Here is a 16,878-nt window from a genome sequence, read left to right as displayed (position 1 = left end):
ATATAATTTTAACAATACATTTTACAATCTGTCTTAAAGCTCCCACAGATGTTGTTTAGTTACAAACACTAAACGGGCGCAACAGGGCCTCTCTGTACAGGTATTTGCCATTTAGCTCATTCAGTAACACAAGACATTTATGGGGTAGACAATAGATTTGCACCGTACCCCTACCCAAGGTGACACAGTGAGTACCGCCGTCCAAGTCCGGTCTCCCGGGCGTTCGGTTCTGAGGACGGCCGAAAAGTGTCGTTGCCACTGCAACACTACCAACTAAACATGACACGGAATTCAGAGCAGTTCCGCGCAGTATTCCTCGCGGCGCTGATGGTTCTGTCGGTCTTCGCCGGCACCATCGCGTTCACGGGTACGGCTGCTGCGGATGCTTCAGAAATTGACCTCGGTAACGGTAATGGAACGCAGGTCTCTGCAGAGACCGGTTCCAGTGCCGAAATTGACGCAACGGTTTACGACAGTGACGGTTCCCAAGGCGACTTTATCGTCTGGGTTGACGAAGACGGTGATGGGGCATGGGATGCCAACGAGCCTCACGCCAACAAGACACCTGGATCTGATGCCTCTGTCGAATTAACGGGCATTGACCTGTCAGGCCTCTCAACTGGCACGTACAACGTGTCCGCTGCAGAGAACAATACTAATGGTGGCCTTTACGTCGGTATCTCGGCGAACAAGACCGTTCAGGACCAGCTTAAGATGGTCTCGGGAACGGCTCCTTCGCTCCAGAGTGCGAACCACTACGACAACGACACGTCCTCGAACACTGACGGTGAGGTCGAACTCGCCTTCGACGAGGACATTGCTTCGGTCCAGAAGCTGAACGTCTCGAAGGAAGACGGCAACACGAACCTCACTTCCTCCGTCAGCATCGACAACGGTCGCGTCGTTGCGACTCTCAACGATGTCTACACCGAGGACCTCGAAGTCACCTACAAGGTGACGGACACCTCGGGTAACGCTCACTCGGAGGACCAGACCGCTGACGTCACGTTCGCCGCTGTCACGATCAAAGAGACCGACAGCGAGAACGTCTACAAGGGTTCGACGGTCGCAGTCGTCGCAAACAACACGGCTACGGACGTCGAGATCACTGGTGCCGACGACGATAACGACTTCTTCCGCTCCGGTTCCACGGGCACGAACAGTCAAGTGTACGTGCTCGACACGGAGGACCGTGAAGACGGAGACTACGACATCGTCTTCGCTGGTGACGAGTCCAAGAACGCATCCGTTACGGTCCGCGACCTCGGCCTCGGTGTCGAGATCGACGATCTGAGCGTCACGAACGCGGACGACTCGAAGATCGAGGGTACGGTCACCGCGAACGCGGGCGACCGTCCTGTCACGATCGAGCTCCTCAACTCCGACGAGGACGTTGAGAAGACCATCGGCGCTGACCTCACGGGTCAGGCTGAGTACGAGTTCGAGTTCAACGCATCGGACCTCGACACGGGCAACTACACGGTCCTGGCGACGGACAACCAGTCCGGCGTCGAATCCGAATCCTCCTCGATCGTTGTCTCTAAAGCCGGCGAAGGCAAGGCAGACATCGGTGGAGACAGCATCATCACTGAGGAGCGCGGCGACGTTGCAAACGTCACCGTCACGCTCCAGAACACGGACACCGCGACGCTGGCCGTCGGTTCCGCCGACGTCGGCTACCGCGCGAACGTGACGGTCGTTGACGACAGTGGCGACGGTCAGGTTTCTGTCCTGTTCAACACCTACACCGCGACGACCGGCGTCAGCGGTGACGTGTTCGAAGTCGCAAACAGCGACGACACGATCGACAGCACGGACTTCGACTCGCAGAACACGGTTAGCTCGCTCCTCGACTCGGGCGAGTACGACATCCAAGTGCAGTCCGGTACGGACGCGAACCCCGACGAGACGCAGGGCGTCGGTACGCTCGTCCTCGAAGAGCGCGCCACGACTGCTGTCTCCAGCTGGACGGCACCGTCCGGCACTGACTTCGCCGACGCTGGCGAAGTCCGCGAAGAGATTGCATCGAACAACCTCACGGCTGACGACAGCCTCGCCTTCGGCGACGTCGCTGTCCACAAGCTCGAAGCGTCCGGTCTCGAAGGCGCTATCGACGCTGAGGACGACGTGACGTCCGAATTCTTCGCACTGCAGACGAACGACGTTATCAGCCTCTCGATTGAGCAGACGGAAGCCGGTGCAAACCGTGACCCGTACTCGCTCATCCTCGGCGCTGACAACACGACTGTCATCGAAGACACGGAGAACGACACGTACTACGTCTACTTCGACACGAACGACGTCAACACGACCGCTCGTGACCTCGAAGCAGACGACGGCCTCACGGCCAACTTCACTGTCCTCGCTGACGAGGGCAACCTGACGACGGACGACGAGCAGGAAACGGTCGAAGACGAGTACGACCTCGTCGAAGCCGAGCACACGCTCGACGACCCCCTGAACGTCTCCGCGATGGCTGACCAGAAGGTCATGGGCGAGACGACGGTCGCCCCCGGTACGGAGCTCAACCTGCGCGTCCGCTCGACGGGCGACACGCAGCCGAGCTTCCTGAAGACGTCGACGGTCTACGTCACCGAGAACAACACGTTCTCGAGTATGTTCGACTTCAGCGAGCAGGAAGCTGGAGACACGTACGAGATCACGGTCCGCAACGGCCCCGCAGACGATCAGACGGTTGAAGGAACCGTCCTTGCGGGTGACGAGACCGAGACCGAGACGGTAACGGAGACCGAGAACGGCAACGAGACGGCTACGACGACGGAAGAGCCGACGACTGAGACGGCTACGACGACGGAAGAGCCGACGACTGAGACGGCCACGGCGACGGAAGAGACTGGCGGCGAAGACACGGAAACCGAGACGGGTACGCCCGGCTTCGGTGCTGTCGTCGCTGTCACGGCACTCCTCGCTGCTGCGCTCCTCGCAGTCCGCCGCGACTAACGTCTGAATCACCGGCCTCACGCCGGCTCCCTTTCAATATTCTTTCTTTTTGCGTGTTCCGCCCGCAAGCGGCAGCGTTGTTTTGAGTACACTGACTCTCACGTCCGAGAGACACTCGGGCGCTTTGACGAGACGGGCGCACGGAACGGCAAGGGATTTAGTGAGGCCACACTATCTGTGTCGTATGCCCGGACTGCTGTCTGACGCTCTCGCGTGGGCGGCGATTATCACGTTCATCCTCGGTTCCCTCCTCGTCCGTCGAAACGAGCGGACGGCGCGATACGTGACCGCCGCTGCATGGACTCTCTTTGCCGCCTTCTGGCTTCAGTTAGTGCCGTACTACGCCTTCGAACACAAGAGCTACATCGAGGGGTTCCTCTCGTTAGCCGCGGTACCCGCCTGTCTCTACGCGGGCTATCTCCTCTACTCGGGGCGCGATACGCTGTTCGTCCTCTCGAAAGCCGTCGCGGCGATGGGAGTCATCTATCTCCCGTTCGAGACGATTCCGGCGTTCGCGCTCTTCGGCGTCAGCATTCCGGCACCGAAGGGTGTCCTCATGGAGACTGTTGCCACGCAGACGCACTTTCTCGTCAACGCATTCGGCTACCACCCCGAGTTCATCGCCGGTGACCAGGGATATCTCAACACGTTCCTATTCATGGACGGCGACCACCGTCTCACAATCTCCGTCGTCCTCGCGTGTACCGGACTCGGAAGTATGGCGATCTTCGGCGGTCTCATCGCAGCCGTGGAAGCTCCGCTCCGACGGAAGTTCCGCGCGCTGGCGATCGCAATTCCGATAATCTACGCGCTTAATCTCCTGCGAACGACGTTCATCACCATTACGTTCGGCAAGCAGTACTTCCAGTTCTTCGTCGATGAGATACTGCTGATGTTCGGATCGAGCGACCCGTATATGGTTTCGTTCTTCATCTCGGACCGCATCATCAGCCAGTTCCTTGCCGTGCTCGCACTTGTCGGCATTACCTACCTCGTCGTCCGCGAGGTGCCTGAACTCCTCACGATCATCGAAGATGTCCTCTACATGGTGACCGGTGACGAGTACGACCTCAGAGAAGCATTAGATCTCGAGACACCGAAGAGCCGCGGTGGAAGCGCTTAAAAACGGAGTGACCGTCGCAGACGTTTACACCTCATTTTCGGAGAGGACTTCATCCGGTGCACCACCGAGCGTTCGGAGTGCGTCAGCCTCGACGTGGTGGACATCGCCGGGAATCACGAGCATGTGTAGCGGATCACCGAAATCGCGTTCTGCGAGTTCCGACAGACGGTCTGCGGCGACAAGCGGGTCTTCGCTTCCGGCCCGAGCGACGACGATACCGAGAACGTCCTCCCACCCGTCTGCGAGCATCTCGGCGGCGTAGTCACCGCTCATGTACTCGTCGCGGTCGGCTTTGATATCGAGATAGACGAGCGTGTGCAGGCCGCGTTCGCGGTTCGCTTCGATGGAGTCGATGACGCTCTTGGGAACGCCGTCGGCACCGTGTGCGTAGGGGAACGGAAGCGTCACCGCCTTGCCGAACCGGTAGTTCTGGAGTCCAGTCAATCCGCTCGCAGCAGATTGAGCGGTGACGCCGTGGATCACACGCGTATCGATACCGCGCTCGACAGCACGGAGTCGCAAGTCCACGTGCGTCGTCGAAATCATGGTGTCGCCTGCAGTGAGAAAGACGACGTGCTCGTCTTCGGCGGCGTCGAGGATGTCTTCGGGGTGTTGCTCGACTCCGGCACGGTCGCGGACCGCAACGTCGATATCGTGGTATGATTCGAGGTCTTCGACCGTCGCGCCGACGAGGTGGCTCGTGTAGAACTCCGCGAACGCCCGGTCTGCGTCGGCAAGTGCCTCGCGTCCCTCAACGGTGATTGAACGCTCGTCGTACAGCCCGAGTCCGATGAAAGTGAGCATACACACCCTCTACTGCCGTTCGGGATAAGTGGCCTGTCCCGTCGCCGCGTTGTCTTGGGAAATCAACACGACTATTATGATAGCACCGAGTTCCACCACCGGGTGCAGTTAGCACCTTGGTTTGTTCGGGCGGCACCTTCGCTGTCGGTGTGACTGGTCATCGCGCCGAATGGGTGTCGTCACTTTCTGTATCCCTCCTGAGCGTATCGTTCGGATAACAGTGACCCTGACGGACTCGCACCAGTCAGTAGAGTGGCTATTCGAGGTGGGTGATGTTTGCCTCACTCGTGACTGCGTAGTTGGCGAATAGCTCATGCTCATACTGGTACTCCGCCTCGACGGTGCCATCGGCGAGCGATAGGACCATAGTTCTGTTTTCGAGGCCGTCCAGTGGAACCACCACGACATCGCCGACGACAGTCAGCGAGAAGGACCGGTGCGGGACTGACTGCGTCCACGCCGCATCACCCTGCTGCACGTCATAAGCATGCACTGCGGTTCGGTTCTCGGATGCGGGGACGAGGAAGAGTCCGTCAGCAAGAGCTGGCCGGCCGACAATTCCGCTAGAGAGATTGGCCTGCCACTGACGCGTTCCGTCCTCGGCGTCCAGCGCATCGAGCCTCCCTTTATCGGTGAGAACACAGATGTCGTGCCCTGAGAGGCAGACAAATAGATCTGAACCGATGTCTGACGGTGGTATTTGCTTCTCCCACCGTTTCGTTCCGTCGAGTGCGTATCCCGAAACGACCGCGCCGTCGTCGGCAATCCCAGCTGAGACGATCCCGCGTTCGCCCGCAGCAAGACCGGTGATTCGCATCGCGTTGTGTGAGGTCCGCCACGTCTCTCTCGTGGTCAGGTCAATTCCAACGATGTCCGTTCGGGTCGCCGCAACCAGTGTTTCGTCCACGACTGTCGGTCCCGGAGCCTGCGGACCGGGACTTTCCACCGAGTCGAGTCGCCATCGCTCGGTTCCATCGCGCGGTGCGAGCGCGAGCAGTCCTTCGACGATCTGAGTGTAGAGAGTGCCGCCGTGGAGGGTTGGTGAGAGTCCGTCACCGGACTTGTCGATCTGCCAACTGTGTTTCCCGTCGGCGACAACCTGGGTCCCGGTTGTATAGAACACGGAGTCACCTCCGACGATTGGGGGGAAACGAAACCGGCAGACGGCTCGTACTGCGTGAGCGTTGGACGCTTCGACTGGAGAGTGGTGTCCCCCTCGGCTGCGACGTGTCGGGTCCGTCCCGCGTTCGCGTTTGCTGTCGGCCAGTCGGTCTCAATGGGCTCTTTCTCGACATCTACTGGAGGGTCTTCAGAGTCGGACGACAGATCAAGACACCCACTCGTGAGCGATGCCGCTCCGACGAGTGAGAGGAAGCGTCTTCGTCTCATCTATCCCGTTGTCTGACTCGTAATATTTGTATCTGAATGGTTCGAAAGGACAACAACTTCGACGTTGTAGTGTTCGGCGTCGCGAGACCTAAGGTAGTTGGTTCTCGGATCGTGAGTCGCGAACAAACGGCGGCGAACACGGACGAGGGATTGTGAATCGCGGTCGCCCACTCCGTTCGCTTCCCGATACAAATCCCTACAAATCCCCGGTTGCTCTCGTATCTGCTCACGGTTCATAGGTACACACTACGCGGTGCTCGCGGGGGTAATTCGCATCAAAAAGAGCCGGTGGAGGGATTTGAACCCTCGGCCTATTCCTTACGAAGGAATCGCTCTGCCAGCTGAGCTACACCGGCGCGGTGGGGCTTTCGTACGCATCCTATCGTATTCCGATGACAAAGAAAAGGCTTCCGAATCAGCGCGCGGTGAGCGTCACGTCAACACATACGTTGTACTCATGTGGCGCGTAGGACCGAACGACTCGCTCGGTATCGACTCGGACGTCGTACTGCGGTTCTGCGGCCTCGCGGATTGCCTCGATGCCCGGTCCGAATGGGTCGTCTTCGTGCTGGATATCGTAGTAGTGGAGGACACACTCCTCGCCCGCCAGACGGACGGCAGTGTCGAGAAAGTCGTCTGCGCTGTGAGGGAGGTTCATCACGATTCGGTTGGCCCATCCCTCGTAGTCGTCGGCCACGTCGCGTACATCTCCCTGTCTGGCGGTCACGCGCTCTTCGACACCGTTTCGTCGGGCGTTCTCGCGGAGATACTCGACGGCGGCGGCGTTTAGATCACAGCCGACCACCTCAGCGCCGCGTTTTGCCATGGGGATGACGAACGGACCGACACCCGCGAACATGTCAAACACTCGTTCGCCTTCGGTCACTTGTTGGACCACGCGGTGTCGTTCGGTCGCCAACCGAGGTGAGAAGTACACCTCGGCGATATCGAGGAGGAACTCACAGCCGTACTCGCGGTGGACCGTTTCGGTGCTGGGAGCGGATGAACGTTGGTCGTCAGCGGAGAGTTCCTCGTCAGTGTCGTCAACCAGAATATCCCAGTCTCGGACGCGGAGTGCGCCTTTGACCTTCGAGGCGCGGTTGACAACCGTCTCAGCGCGGAGGTCTGATTCCGCGATGGCGTCCGCAATTCGGCTGGCGCGTTCGGCGTCGTCCTCGTCTAAAATCACCACATCGCCGAGTCGTTCGTATGTCGGTTCGAAGCCAAGAATGTCGGCGGGCATCGTCTGCGTCTCACGGGATTCAACGTCGAACGAGACGACTTCGTATTCGTCTTCGACCGCTGACGCGTCCGTCACGGGAATGTAGAGCGTGCCTTCGTGGACAGTTATCTCGTAGGACTGATCCACGAGGTCGCGATCCGCGAGGGCGCGCCGCGTCGCCTCCCCCTCGTCGGTCGAGACGCGGACGCAAGGGACGTTCATGTCCGATGCTGACGGTGCGATGGAGTAAGCGTGACGCTTCGGCGGTCAACAGAAGACGAGTCGTTCAATCGCCCATCCACTGTCTTCCACCCGGGTCAGTTACTCTGCCACGGTGATGGTGTGGCCACCGCTGCGTGCCGCTGCTCGCCGTGGCGTTCAAACAGCCACCAGCCGTGCGTCTGAGTATGTCTCAGATTCGCGTTCGGTCACCGAGGTCGGGCGGACAGATAGTGACGTGTCCGACGGATGTGACGAGTGTGGTCGCTGTGACGGACGTGACAGATGCGATAGATAGGACAGGTGGGACGCGATGATGCCATCACTTCCGGATGGCCTCGGGCTTGGGGACTCATCCGTCCTTGCGGTCGTCGGTGCAGGTGGCAAGAAGACGTTACTGTACCGTCTCGCCTCTGTGCTGTCCGACGCAATCGTCACGGCGACGGTCCGTATTCCAATCTTCGATAGCCACGTCGAGAGTGTCGTTGTCACCGACGACCCGGTATCTGCGGCGGCTGACACCGGCACACGCCCGCTCGGACTCGTCCCTGAACGCGAACGCCCGGATCGGTACCGCGGCTACGACCCCGCTGTCGTGGACGAACTCGCCGCCGCAGGTGAGACCCCGCTCTTGGTGAAAGCCGACGGCGCACGAAACCGCCTGTTCAAAGCCCCCGGTGAGAACGAACCGCAGATACCCGACGCCGCGACGGTGGTCTCGCCTATCGCAGCCGCTCGTGTCGTCGGAGAATCACTCACGGAAGAGGCAGTCCACCGCCCCGAGCGGGTCGCAGAACTCACCGACTGTGCTCCGGGCGAGACAATCCGTCCTGAACACGTTGCGTCAGTCGTTGCCGACGCGTCGGGCGGTCTAAAGGGAGTTCCGCAGGCGTCGTCAGTTATCCCCGTCGTGAACATGGCGGACACGTCCGAACTCGAAGCGGTTGGTCGGGAGATCGCAACCGGCGTCCTTGACCGGGCACCGTCCGTCTCGCGTGTTCTCGTGACGCGACTGAACCGTGATGAGAGCGTGGTCGAAGTTGTCGAGCGTGACTGAGACGGAGTTAGCCACGCCAGCTACTCTCCGTTGGTCACTCTAACCGCCGCGCCGCCGCCTGCAACTCTTCTTTCGTGTTCACGTTGTCGAACGTCTCCGGGTCGGCGTGTTCCCGTATCTCCGCCTCCGTCACTGTTACCCAGTCGTCGAGTTCCTCTAATGCGGCGAGTATTTTCGCGTCCCCACGGTCGAGTGCGCGTTCGCACGCCCTCACCATCGACTCGACGCGATAGACTGCCTGCGTCGTCTGGTACCACTCGTCGTCTCGTTGGGGGACGGCGGCGTCGTAGCCGTCGGCACGCGTAAACAGATACGAAAGGAAATCGGGGTCAACGAACGGCATATCGCAGGCGACGACGGCGGCGTACTCCGATTCGACGGCCGACAGTCCCGTTCGGATACCGGCCATCGGGCCGCGGTCCGGAATCGGATCGGTTGCAACGCCGATGGGAACACCACAACCCTCGACGGCGGCGCGAAAGTCGGTCGTCTGATCGTCTCGGCAGTTCACGACGAGTCGGTCACAGACGGTAGCGAGCCTCTCAGCGACATGCCGGACGAGCGGTTTCCCCGCCAGTTCCGCGAGTGCTTTATCCTCGTCGCCGAAGCGTGTGGAGTATCCGCCACCCAGAATCACCCCTTCGCGCGTCTTTCCGTTCATACGTCGTCCGTCTCCGCACGGACACAAAAAGTCGGGTCTCAACACGGGCGCAAAATACCGGAAGCGCAGAGCGATGCAGCGACTGCGGCGGGCTTAGGCGCTGGCTCCGGACTCGCCACCGCTGGCGAACGGCGTCGTATCCCAGGCTTCGAGTAGCTCTTGATACCGGTTGCGGATCGTGACTTCCGAGATGTCGGTCACGTCGCTCACATCGCTTTGCGTCACCTTCTCGTTCGTCAACTGCGCGGCGGCGTAGAGGGCAGCGGCGGCAAGGCCGACAGGCGATTTCCCCGAGTGAATTCCGACCGTTTTCGCGTTCTCTAGCAGTTCGCGGGCGGTGCGTTCGGTCTCTTTCGGCACATCGATATCCGAAGCGAACCGTGGGAGATACTCCGTCGGGTCGGCGGGCTTGATTTCGAGGCTGAGTTCCCGTACGATGTAGCGGTACGCTCGCTCGAACTCCTCTTCGTCTACGCGGGAGACGTGGGCTACTTCGTCTAGTGACCGAGGGACCTGCGCCATGCGCGCGGCGGCGTGTAGTGACGCCGTGGCGATGCCTTCGATGGAGCGTCCGGGGAGGAGGTCGTCCTCCAGTGCGCGGCGGTAGATGACCGAGGCCGTCTCGCGGACACTTTCGGGAAGACCGAGGGCCGAAGCCATGCGGTCAATTTCGCCGAGCGCCTGCTTTAGGTTCCGCTCTTTGGAGTCGCGGGTGCGGAAGCGCTCGTTCCACGTCCGTAGACGCTGCATCTTCTGACGCTGGTTCGACGACAGGGAGTTGCCGTAGGCGTCTTTGTTCTGCCAGCCGATGTTGGTCGAAAGCCCCCTGTCGTGCATCATATTCGTCGTCGGCGCACCGACGCGGGATTTCTGGTCTCTCTCTGCGGAGTCGAACGCGCGCCATTCCGGCCCGCGGTCGATCTCGTCTTCGTCAACGACGAGCCCGCAGTCTTCACATACGGTCTCGCCGCGTCCGTCGTCGGTCACGAGAGTCGGAGAACTGCATTCGGGACAGAGAAGCGTCTCTTCGTCTGTTTCCGTCTGCTCTGTCTCATTGTGTCGGCCTGTCCGACGGTTCTCCGAGTCGATCTTGGCGCGCTGACGCGCGTTCTCGGTGTCACTCATTATGTATCGTAGGTCGAGAAGAATGGGAATCTCGACCCTTGCTCACTACCCAGTATTAGGTCCGCGGTGAAAAATGTGTCGCCTAACGGCCGACATTATTCTCGATTCTCAAATTATGGTGTGTTAATCCATACCAATGATTGGTGGATGTGTGGTTCTCTCAGGAATGGTAACAATGAGCAGACTGGCAGTCCTCAAAACAAGGTCAGTAGCGTCTCACCGTCACTCAGAGGAGGTTGTTCCGACGGATTCGCTGTCCAACGGTGGCTGTCCGTGCTCCGCCAGTTGGGTTTGGACGGCCGAGAGCACGTCCGCTGAGGAGACGACGACGCCACGTTCCCGGAGCCGATTGTACGCGCTTCGTCCCGCTTCACCGGCGTAGTTTCGCTCCCCAAACGGTCGCTCTTCGACGAGGACGATCCGTTCGGCCTCGGCCGCCGCCCGCAGGTTCGCCAGATTTCCTGTGCCCACTTCCACATCGGCGACGACGACGCAGTCCGCTTCGGCAACACGCGTCGCCACCTCGGCCTGTGCCGCGTCTCCGACAGCTGAGAAGGGGTTCACCGTCACCACGTCCAAACCGAGGCTACGCGCGGTTTCGGTATCCGTGTCGCCCTCGTTTAACGCGCCGACGCTCACTTCGTACCCCGCCGCCGAGAGGAGATAGAGATACCGCGCCGCGGTTCCGCCACCGCCGACGACGTGAATGTGTCCCTGCGCTTTCTCAGCGTCGCTCCGTTGGTCCGGTAGTGCAGTGACGTACACTGACCCCGTAACCGGATGGTGCGTGACGACGGCGTTTGCACCGAATGCGCCTTCGAGATTCGTCTCGGTGAGGACCGATGCGGGCGGTCCGGTGGCGACGACCCGGCCGTCCGAGAGCAACACGAGTTCGTCGCAGTAGTGCGCGGCGAGGTTCAGGTCGTGAATGGCTGCGATGGCTGTCTTCCCCTCGCCAACGAGGTCGCGGACGAGTTCGAGCGTCCGCACTTGGTGGTTGATGTCGAGACTCGCCGTCGGTTCGTCCAACAGGAGCACAGGTGTCTCTTGTGCGAGCGCACGCGCGATGAGGACGCGCTGCCGCTCGCCGCCCGAGAGGTCGCTTACCGTCCGCTCGCTCAGTTCTGCCGTCTGTGTCCGGTCGAGAGCGCGTTCGACCGCGGATTCGTCGTCTTCGCGCCATCCGCCGAACCGCGACCGATGCGGTGTGCGGCCCATTCGGATCGTCTGTCGCACGTCGAAGTTGAACGTGAGCGACGTATCCTGCGGAACGGTGGCAACGAGGCGGCTCGTGGCCTTCGAGGAGAGTGAGTGAACCATCTCGCCGGAGATGATAACGGAACCGCGAGCGGGCGAAATAGCGCCGTTCAACGCCCGGAGTAACGTCGTCTTTCCCGCGCCGTTCGGGCCGATAAGGCCGACAAAGGTTCCCTCATCAACGGCGAGATCAACAGACTCCAGGATGCTCGTCCCGCCGAGTTCGACAGCGAGGTCCGAGACGCTGACGACGGGCGTGTCACCCGTCACCGACTCGCTTTCGCCGTTGTACCGGCGGGACGTCACAGTCGATGCACCTCCCGTGTGCGGAGCAGATAGAGGAAGAAGGGCGCACCGAGGGCGGCGGTGACGATGCCGACCGGAACTTCCGCCGCGCCGGATCGAGCGAGGGTGTCGGTGGCGACGAGGAACGATGCCCCCGCCAGCGCACTCGCAGGAAGGAGGACGCGATGGTCCGGGCCGACGACGAGACGCATCGCATGCGGCACGATGAGCCCTACGAATCCGATAACGCCTGATACGGCGACAGCTACCGCAGTGACAGCGCTCGACACCGCAAGCAGGATGCGCTTGGTTCGCTCGACCTCGATGCCGAGGCTGTGTGCGTCCGACTCACCGAGCAGCAGGACGTTCATATCGTTCGTGTAGACGAGCAGAACGACGAAGAGCGGCGGGAGACTGACCGCAACGATGGCTACCTCGTGCCACGTCGCGCCGCTGAGGTGGCCCATCAGCCAGTAGACGACGCGACGGAGGCTCTGCCCGCTGTGGAGGAGCATGAACGAGATGACTGACCCGAGGAACGTCTGGACGGCCACGCCCGCGAGAAGGAGCGTCGCCGTCGGCGTGTGGCCGCCGCGCGTGGCGAGCAGGTAGACGGTGAAGGCCGTGATGAGCGCGGAGACGAAGGCGGCGCTCTGCAGTTCGAGACCGAGTGGGAACGCGAAGGGGAGGACGATTGTGGCGACCGCACCGACGGCCGCACCCGAGGAGACGCCGATGATGGAGGGGTCTGCCATCGGATTGCGGAAGAACCCCTGCATCACGACGCCCGCCGTGGACAGCGCGAAGCCGACGAGTGCGGCAAGCAGGATGCGCGGCAGGCGGACGTTGACGACGATGACGCGCTGTGTTCTCGGTACCGAGATGCCGAGCGAGGGAAAGAGATCACCGACGACGGCGCTTGTCACCGCCATCGGTGGGATGGAGACGGGTCCGACGCCGGCGCTGCCGAGGATGACAGCGACGAGGAGTATGCTTAAGCCTCCCGACCACGCGAGAGCCCGCGTTCGGACGGTCATCTACTGATATACAATCCGAGTTGGATTAGGTAAATACTTGATGCAATGGGGGCCAAAATTGGTGCACATGCGATTACGGACACTCACGTTTGTGACGCTTCTTTTCGTCGCTGCCATCGTTCCCGCTACAGGTGCCGCGACGGCCGGGGCAGCGTCGATGCAGACAGACTCGTGTACATTCCCGTACACCGCGACAGATGCGACAGGAACGGAAGTTACGCTTGATTCGGACCCGGAGCGCGTTGTCACGCTGAACCCGAGTGCCGCACAGACGATGTGGGAACTCGGCGCGTCCGATGAAGTGGTCGGCGTCTCGAAGTACGCCACCTACCTTGACGGCGCAGACGAGAAACAGAACGTCTCGGGCGCGAACGGCCCGAGCGTCGAGCGCGTACTCGACGCGAATCCCGACGTGGTTCTCGTTCCGAACTCCACTTACGCATTCGCTAAGGATCGCGTCGATCAGATTCGCGCACAGGGGACCACCGTGTTCGTCTTCGAGACGGGCTCCTCGCTGTCGTTCGTGGCGAACAAGACCGAACAGATTGGTCGCCTCACTGGTAACTGCGAGGCCGGACGACAGAGCGCACAGGAGATCCGCAACTCCGCCGACCTGATGCGCGAAGTGCTGGCAGACGAAGACAAACCGGTCGCACTCAACTACTTCTACACCTACACCTCCGGTTCGAACACGTTCATCGGTGACGTGATGACCACCGCCGGACTAACGAACGGTGCTGCCGAAGCGAACATCACCGGCTTCGCACCCATCAACACCGAAACGGTCGTCGAGATGAATCCCGAGTACATCATCGTCCCCACGGGTGCAACGGTTCCGGATACCGAGGCGTGGAACAGTACGACCGCCGTGCAGGAAGGCAACATCATCGAAGTAAACTCGAACTACCTCCAGCAACCCGCACCGCGCTCGGTTGACGCCGCTGAGACCATCATGCAGGCGGTACATCCCGAGGCGTTCGAGGAGTACCAGTCGATGAAGGCGGAAGCCGAGGCGACGACGACTGAATCGACCGAGACGACGACGCAGACGACGACTGCGCAATCGACGACGACGCAGGCCGTAAACGACACAACAACGTCGGCACAGACGGCAACGGGCGCTGACACGCCCGGGTTCGGTGTCGCTCTCACGCTCGTCTCCATGCTCGCAGCCGCCCTGCTGGCGACGCGCCGATAACCCGCGAGCGTCGTTTTTCTTTTCGTCCCGTTTTTCACCGACCGCAACCGCGGACCACAACCGTATTACGGGCGCGCCGCGGTCTTCCGACTATGGCTGTGGAGAACGTCATTTGGCCTCGCTATCTCGACGCGGAAAAATCGCGTTCGGCGGGCCGACGCGTGCCGCTCGAAGACGCTGTCGATGACCCGACCGTAGACGAAATCGCCGAAGCGGTCCAACAGATTGGATACGACGCCGTCATCGAACGCGACGTGACACACCCCAGAGAGTGGGAAGCGAACGGCCGAGTCATCGTCAAGGGTGCCGACGACTCAACGAAAAACGACCTCGTACAGGCCGTCGCCGCCTACGTCGGGATCCTCCGGAACTAATGGCGATGCAACGGGTCGGTACCGTCTCGCGGACCGCACAGAACCTCGCCATCGCGCGTTGTGAGGGTGAAGAACATCCGGATATCGGCCGCGAAGTCGTAGACGAGTCGCTGTCGTCAGTTGGACGCGTCGTAGACGTGTTCGGCCCGGTGAGTCGTCCTTACGTCGCTGTTTCGACCAGCGGACGCGCCACCCCCGCCTCGTTGGTCGGGACGAAACTCTACGCGCGGTGAAACACAACCCCCATAGCCTCCCCGACAGAACGTCCGCCCATGCGAAACCGCGTCGCCTTCGGTATCGGTCTCACTACACTCATCTTCCTCCTCGTTCAGTTGGGGGCGTTGGCACTCGTTACCCCCTTCTATGATGGTGGGTTTCAGACCGTCGAAGACCCGTCTGACCCGACGAACAGTCTCGTCTACATCGGTGCGATTCTCGTCGCCACGGCCGTCATGCTCGCGGCGTTCAAATACGACTTCGACTGGGCCGTCCGCGCCCTTGTCGTGCTGACGAGCGGGATGCTCTCGTGGTACGTCTTCTCGATTATCCTGCCGTTTCTCCCCGCGGTCGCCGCGGCCGTCCTCGTCGCGGGCGCGCTGGTGGTGTATCCAGAGTGGTACGTCATCGACGCCACGGGCATTATTATGGGCGCTGGCGCGGCGGCCCTGTTCGGAATTAGCTTCGGCCTCTTACCGGCCGTCGTCCTCTTGACTGCGCTCGCCGTCTACGACGCCATTAGCGTCTACGGTACAGAACACATGCTGGACCTCGCGGAGGGTGTGATGGACCTGCATATTCCGGTCGTCCTCGTTATCCCGACGACGCTGTCGTACTCGCTCCTCGACGACGATTTCTCCAGTGCGAACGACGTTCACGACGACCCGGACGCTGAGGCACCCCCCAGTCCCGAATCGGATGGCGGCGACCCAACTGACGACAGCGACGAGGAGGGCGTCCGCGACGCCTTCTTCATCGGTCTGGGTGACGCCGTGATGCCGACGGTGATGATCGCAAGTGCTGCGTTCTTCCTCCCCGATGCGGCCGCGCCGTCGCTCGGTGTCCCCGGACTCCCGATACTGACGCTGCCCGTACTGACCGCGATGGTCGGGACGTTCGCCGGACTGTTCGCACTCCTCTGGTTAGTGCTGAAGGGCCGAGCGCACGCTGGACTGCCTCTCTTGAACGGCGGCACCATCGGCGGGTACCTCATCGGTGCGGTCCTCTCCGGTATCCCGGTCCTGACCGCAATCGGCCTCTGATACGGACGCTGCGAAAATCCAGAAAGCGAACTACTCCTCACCCGCACCGTTGCGGACGAACACGGCCATCCCAGTTTCGAAGTCTATCATCGCCTCAGCGGAGAGTTCCGCACGGCCGACACCGATAACCACGTCGTCGGGCGTGACGACTGCGACTTCGTCACCGGGCCGAACCTCTGGGTCAACGCTTGTGACGAACTTGGCGAAGGCGTTCTTGCCGTCGCGGACGAACGGTTCGCTCTCCGAACCGACGGTGACACGGTTCGACGGGGGCGAGGACGATTCGACCAACCGGATGCCACCCTCGACGCCGAGCGTGAACCGACCGTCGGTACCGTACGAGACGATTCGTCCCTCGTCGGCCAGTACCTGTCTCGGGCGACCGCTCGTGGACCGACGAACGGTCAGGTTGTCGTCAGGAAAAAGTGCCGCGCCGGCTCCTGAACCGAACTGATAGTTGGCGACCGTTCGAAGATCAGAAAGTGTCGCGTCCCCGTCCCCGGAACTCTCGTCAGCTTCGTCGCTCATGTCCCGTGCTTTCGCGTGCGGTGTGAAGTCAGTCGCGGTCTGTGGTTGCCGGAGGCTCCGCCGCCACATTTCGGCTCTCTGAAAGTCATACGTTAGCACAGAAGACTCACGAAGAAACGCATAAGTAACGGAACCAACTCGAAGACGAGTATGTCGGGAGACGTGCGGCAGATTGCGGTCGGAGCGTTCCTCCTCCTCGCCAGTAGCGTGCTCTTTCTCACGACTGGCGTTGACGGCCGTATCTCTGCCCTCTTAGCCGCCACCGCCGCCGGTGCCGCGGCCATCGTTATCGTCCGTCTCCTCAGTGCGCCCGACGGACAGGCGGCGTAATACGGCCAGCTGTTATCTCGGTAACGTGTGTTTTTAACAAGATGTTTCT

At 61.1% G+C, this 16,878-nt stretch carries 16 protein-coding genes and 1 tRNA gene; 8 read left to right on the top strand and 9 right to left on the bottom strand.

The annotated features are described in order from the left end of the window. The first annotated feature begins 279 nt into the window (after positions 1 to 279). A complete protein-coding gene (locus tag HBOR_RS11150; RefSeq protein WP_013440654.1) occupies positions 280 to 2,961 on the top strand; it encodes a DUF7827 domain-containing protein in 2,682 nt (893 codons plus the stop codon). A 184-nt stretch (positions 2,962 to 3,145) separates the two neighbouring features. Continuing rightward, positions 3,146 to 4,084 (top strand): archaeosortase A, encoded by a 939-nt coding sequence (gene artA, locus HBOR_RS11145; protein WP_006056675.1) that lies wholly within the window; start codon positions 3,146 to 3,148, stop codon positions 4,082 to 4,084. A 24-nt stretch (positions 4,085 to 4,108) separates the two neighbouring features. Here the strand turns inward: artA and dph5 are convergent, their stop codons facing one another. The 4 genes from dph5 to HBOR_RS11125 all read right to left on the bottom strand — a co-directional run bounded on the left by dph5 (position 4,109) and on the right by HBOR_RS11125 (position 7,721). Beyond that, positions 4,109 to 4,888: a diphthine synthase gene (gene dph5, locus HBOR_RS11140; RefSeq protein ID WP_006056676.1), complete on the bottom strand. Its 780-nt coding sequence runs from the start codon at positions 4,886 to 4,888 to the stop codon at positions 4,109 to 4,111. A 256-nt stretch (positions 4,889 to 5,144) separates the two neighbouring features. Continuing rightward, entirely contained in the window at positions 5,145 to 6,029 is an 885-nt protein-coding gene (locus tag HBOR_RS11135) for an outer membrane protein assembly factor BamB family protein (RefSeq protein WP_081457873.1), read from the bottom strand. Positions 6,030 to 6,560: 531 nt separating this feature from the next. After that, positions 6,561 to 6,633, bottom strand: a tRNA-Thr gene (locus tag HBOR_RS11130). A 59-nt stretch (positions 6,634 to 6,692) separates the two neighbouring features. Continuing rightward, complete coding sequence (locus HBOR_RS11125; RefSeq protein ID WP_006056679.1) at positions 6,693 to 7,721, bottom strand: class I SAM-dependent methyltransferase; 1,029 nt, start codon at positions 7,719 to 7,721, stop codon at positions 6,693 to 6,695. A 310-nt stretch (positions 7,722 to 8,031) separates the two neighbouring features. Here HBOR_RS11125 and yqeC point away from each other — a divergent pair, with 310 nt between their 5' ends. Beyond that, a complete protein-coding gene (gene yqeC, locus HBOR_RS11120; RefSeq protein WP_006056680.1) occupies positions 8,032 to 8,775 on the top strand; it encodes a selenium cofactor biosynthesis protein YqeC in 744 nt (247 codons plus the stop codon). Between the two features lie 34 nt (positions 8,776 to 8,809). Here yqeC and mobA read toward each other — a convergent pair whose 3' ends face one another. The 4 genes from mobA to btuC all read right to left on the bottom strand — a co-directional run bounded on the left by mobA (position 8,810) and on the right by btuC (position 13,140). Further along, the gene (mobA, locus tag HBOR_RS11115) at positions 8,810 to 9,436 is read right to left on the bottom strand and encodes a molybdenum cofactor guanylyltransferase (RefSeq protein ID WP_006056681.1); all 627 of its coding nucleotides are present in this window, start codon (positions 9,434 to 9,436) and stop codon (positions 8,810 to 8,812) included. A 93-nt stretch (positions 9,437 to 9,529) separates the two neighbouring features. Beyond that, positions 9,530 to 10,561 (bottom strand): transcription initiation factor IIB, encoded by a 1,032-nt coding sequence (locus HBOR_RS11110; protein ID WP_006056682.1) that lies wholly within the window; start codon positions 10,559 to 10,561, stop codon positions 9,530 to 9,532. 222 nt (positions 10,562 to 10,783) lie between these two features. Next, the gene (locus HBOR_RS11105) at positions 10,784 to 12,124 is read right to left on the bottom strand and encodes an ATP-binding cassette domain-containing protein (RefSeq protein ID WP_006056683.1); all 1,341 of its coding nucleotides are present in this window, start codon (positions 12,122 to 12,124) and stop codon (positions 10,784 to 10,786) included. Then, the gene (btuC, locus tag HBOR_RS11100; RefSeq protein WP_006056684.1) at positions 12,121 to 13,140 is read right to left on the bottom strand and encodes a vitamin B12 ABC transporter permease BtuC; all 1,020 of its coding nucleotides are present in this window, start codon (positions 13,138 to 13,140) and stop codon (positions 12,121 to 12,123) included. Before btuC ends, HBOR_RS11105 begins: the two co-directional genes overlap by 4 nt. Positions 13,141 to 13,207: 67 nt before the next feature. On the opposite strand from btuC, the gene HBOR_RS11095 reads away from it, so the two are divergent. From HBOR_RS11095 to HBOR_RS11080, 4 genes are all read left to right on the top strand, one after another. Then, positions 13,208 to 14,338 (top strand): PGF-CTERM-anchored ABC transporter substrate-binding protein, encoded by a 1,131-nt coding sequence (locus tag HBOR_RS11095; protein WP_006056685.1) that lies wholly within the window; start codon positions 13,208 to 13,210, stop codon positions 14,336 to 14,338. Between the two features lie 92 nt (positions 14,339 to 14,430). After that, positions 14,431 to 14,712 (top strand): signal recognition particle subunit SRP19, encoded by a 282-nt coding sequence (gene srp19 / locus HBOR_RS11090; RefSeq protein ID WP_006056686.1) that lies wholly within the window; start codon positions 14,431 to 14,433, stop codon positions 14,710 to 14,712. Between the two features lie 5 nt (positions 14,713 to 14,717). Beyond that, positions 14,718 to 14,945 (top strand): H/ACA ribonucleoprotein complex subunit GAR1, encoded by a 228-nt coding sequence (locus HBOR_RS11085; protein WP_049890597.1) that lies wholly within the window; start codon positions 14,718 to 14,720, stop codon positions 14,943 to 14,945. A 39-nt stretch (positions 14,946 to 14,984) separates the two neighbouring features. Then, positions 14,985 to 15,971 carry a presenilin family intramembrane aspartyl protease PSH gene (locus tag HBOR_RS11080; protein WP_006056688.1) on the top strand — a complete coding sequence of 329 codons (987 nt, stop codon included), beginning with the start codon at positions 14,985 to 14,987 and terminating at the stop codon, positions 15,969 to 15,971. A 30-nt stretch (positions 15,972 to 16,001) separates the two neighbouring features. Here the strand turns inward: HBOR_RS11080 and HBOR_RS11075 are convergent, their stop codons facing one another. Then, a complete protein-coding gene (locus HBOR_RS11075) occupies positions 16,002 to 16,499 on the bottom strand; it encodes a PUA domain-containing protein (protein ID WP_049890596.1) in 498 nt (165 codons plus the stop codon). Between the two features lie 150 nt (positions 16,500 to 16,649). Here HBOR_RS11075 and HBOR_RS11070 point away from each other — a divergent pair, with 150 nt between their 5' ends. Next, on the top strand, positions 16,650 to 16,829 hold the full coding sequence (locus HBOR_RS11070; RefSeq protein ID WP_006056690.1) for a hypothetical protein: 180 nt from the start codon (positions 16,650 to 16,652) through the stop codon (positions 16,827 to 16,829). The last annotated feature ends 49 nt before the right edge of the window (positions 16,830 to 16,878 follow it).

Source organism: Halogeometricum borinquense DSM 11551 (assembly GCF_000172995.2).
In the GTDB taxonomy this organism is placed as follows: Archaea; Halobacteriota; Halobacteria; order Halobacteriales; family Haloferacaceae; genus Halogeometricum; species Halogeometricum borinquense.
Note: the sequence above shows the minus strand (reverse complement) of the source record. Positions and strands in the feature narration are given on the sequence as shown.

Excerpts from the sequence above, each read along its gene's own strand:
- HBOR_RS11095 (WP_006056685.1), top strand. The coding sequence starts at position 13,208 with ATGCGATTACGGACACTCACGTTTGTGACGCTTCTTTTCGTCGCTGCC.
- dph5 (WP_006056676.1), bottom strand. The coding sequence starts at position 4,888 with ATGCTCACTTTCATCGGACTCGGGCTGTACGACGAGCGTTCAATCACC.
- HBOR_RS11075 (WP_049890596.1), bottom strand. The coding sequence starts at position 16,499 with ATGAGCGACGAAGCTGACGAGAGTTCCGGGGACGGGGACGCGACACTT.
- btuC (WP_006056684.1), bottom strand. The coding sequence starts at position 13,140 with ATGACCGTCCGAACGCGGGCTCTCGCGTGGTCGGGAGGCTTAAGCATA.
- HBOR_RS11085 (WP_049890597.1), top strand. The coding sequence starts at position 14,718 with ATGCAACGGGTCGGTACCGTCTCGCGGACCGCACAGAACCTCGCCATC.
- yqeC (WP_006056680.1), top strand. The coding sequence starts at position 8,032 with ATGATGCCATCACTTCCGGATGGCCTCGGGCTTGGGGACTCATCCGTC.
- HBOR_RS11125 (WP_006056679.1), bottom strand. The coding sequence starts at position 7,721 with ATGAACGTCCCTTGCGTCCGCGTCTCGACCGACGAGGGGGAGGCGACG.
- srp19 (WP_006056686.1), top strand. The coding sequence starts at position 14,431 with ATGGCTGTGGAGAACGTCATTTGGCCTCGCTATCTCGACGCGGAAAAA.
- artA (WP_006056675.1), top strand. The coding sequence starts at position 3,146 with ATGCCCGGACTGCTGTCTGACGCTCTCGCGTGGGCGGCGATTATCACG.
- HBOR_RS11110 (WP_006056682.1), bottom strand. The coding sequence starts at position 10,561 with ATGAGTGACACCGAGAACGCGCGTCAGCGCGCCAAGATCGACTCGGAG.
- mobA (WP_006056681.1), bottom strand. The coding sequence starts at position 9,436 with ATGAACGGAAAGACGCGCGAAGGGGTGATTCTGGGTGGCGGATACTCC.
- HBOR_RS11070 (WP_006056690.1), top strand. The coding sequence starts at position 16,650 with ATGTCGGGAGACGTGCGGCAGATTGCGGTCGGAGCGTTCCTCCTCCTC.
- HBOR_RS11080 (WP_006056688.1), top strand. The coding sequence starts at position 14,985 with ATGCGAAACCGCGTCGCCTTCGGTATCGGTCTCACTACACTCATCTTC.
- HBOR_RS11150 (WP_013440654.1), top strand. The coding sequence starts at position 280 with ATGACACGGAATTCAGAGCAGTTCCGCGCAGTATTCCTCGCGGCGCTG.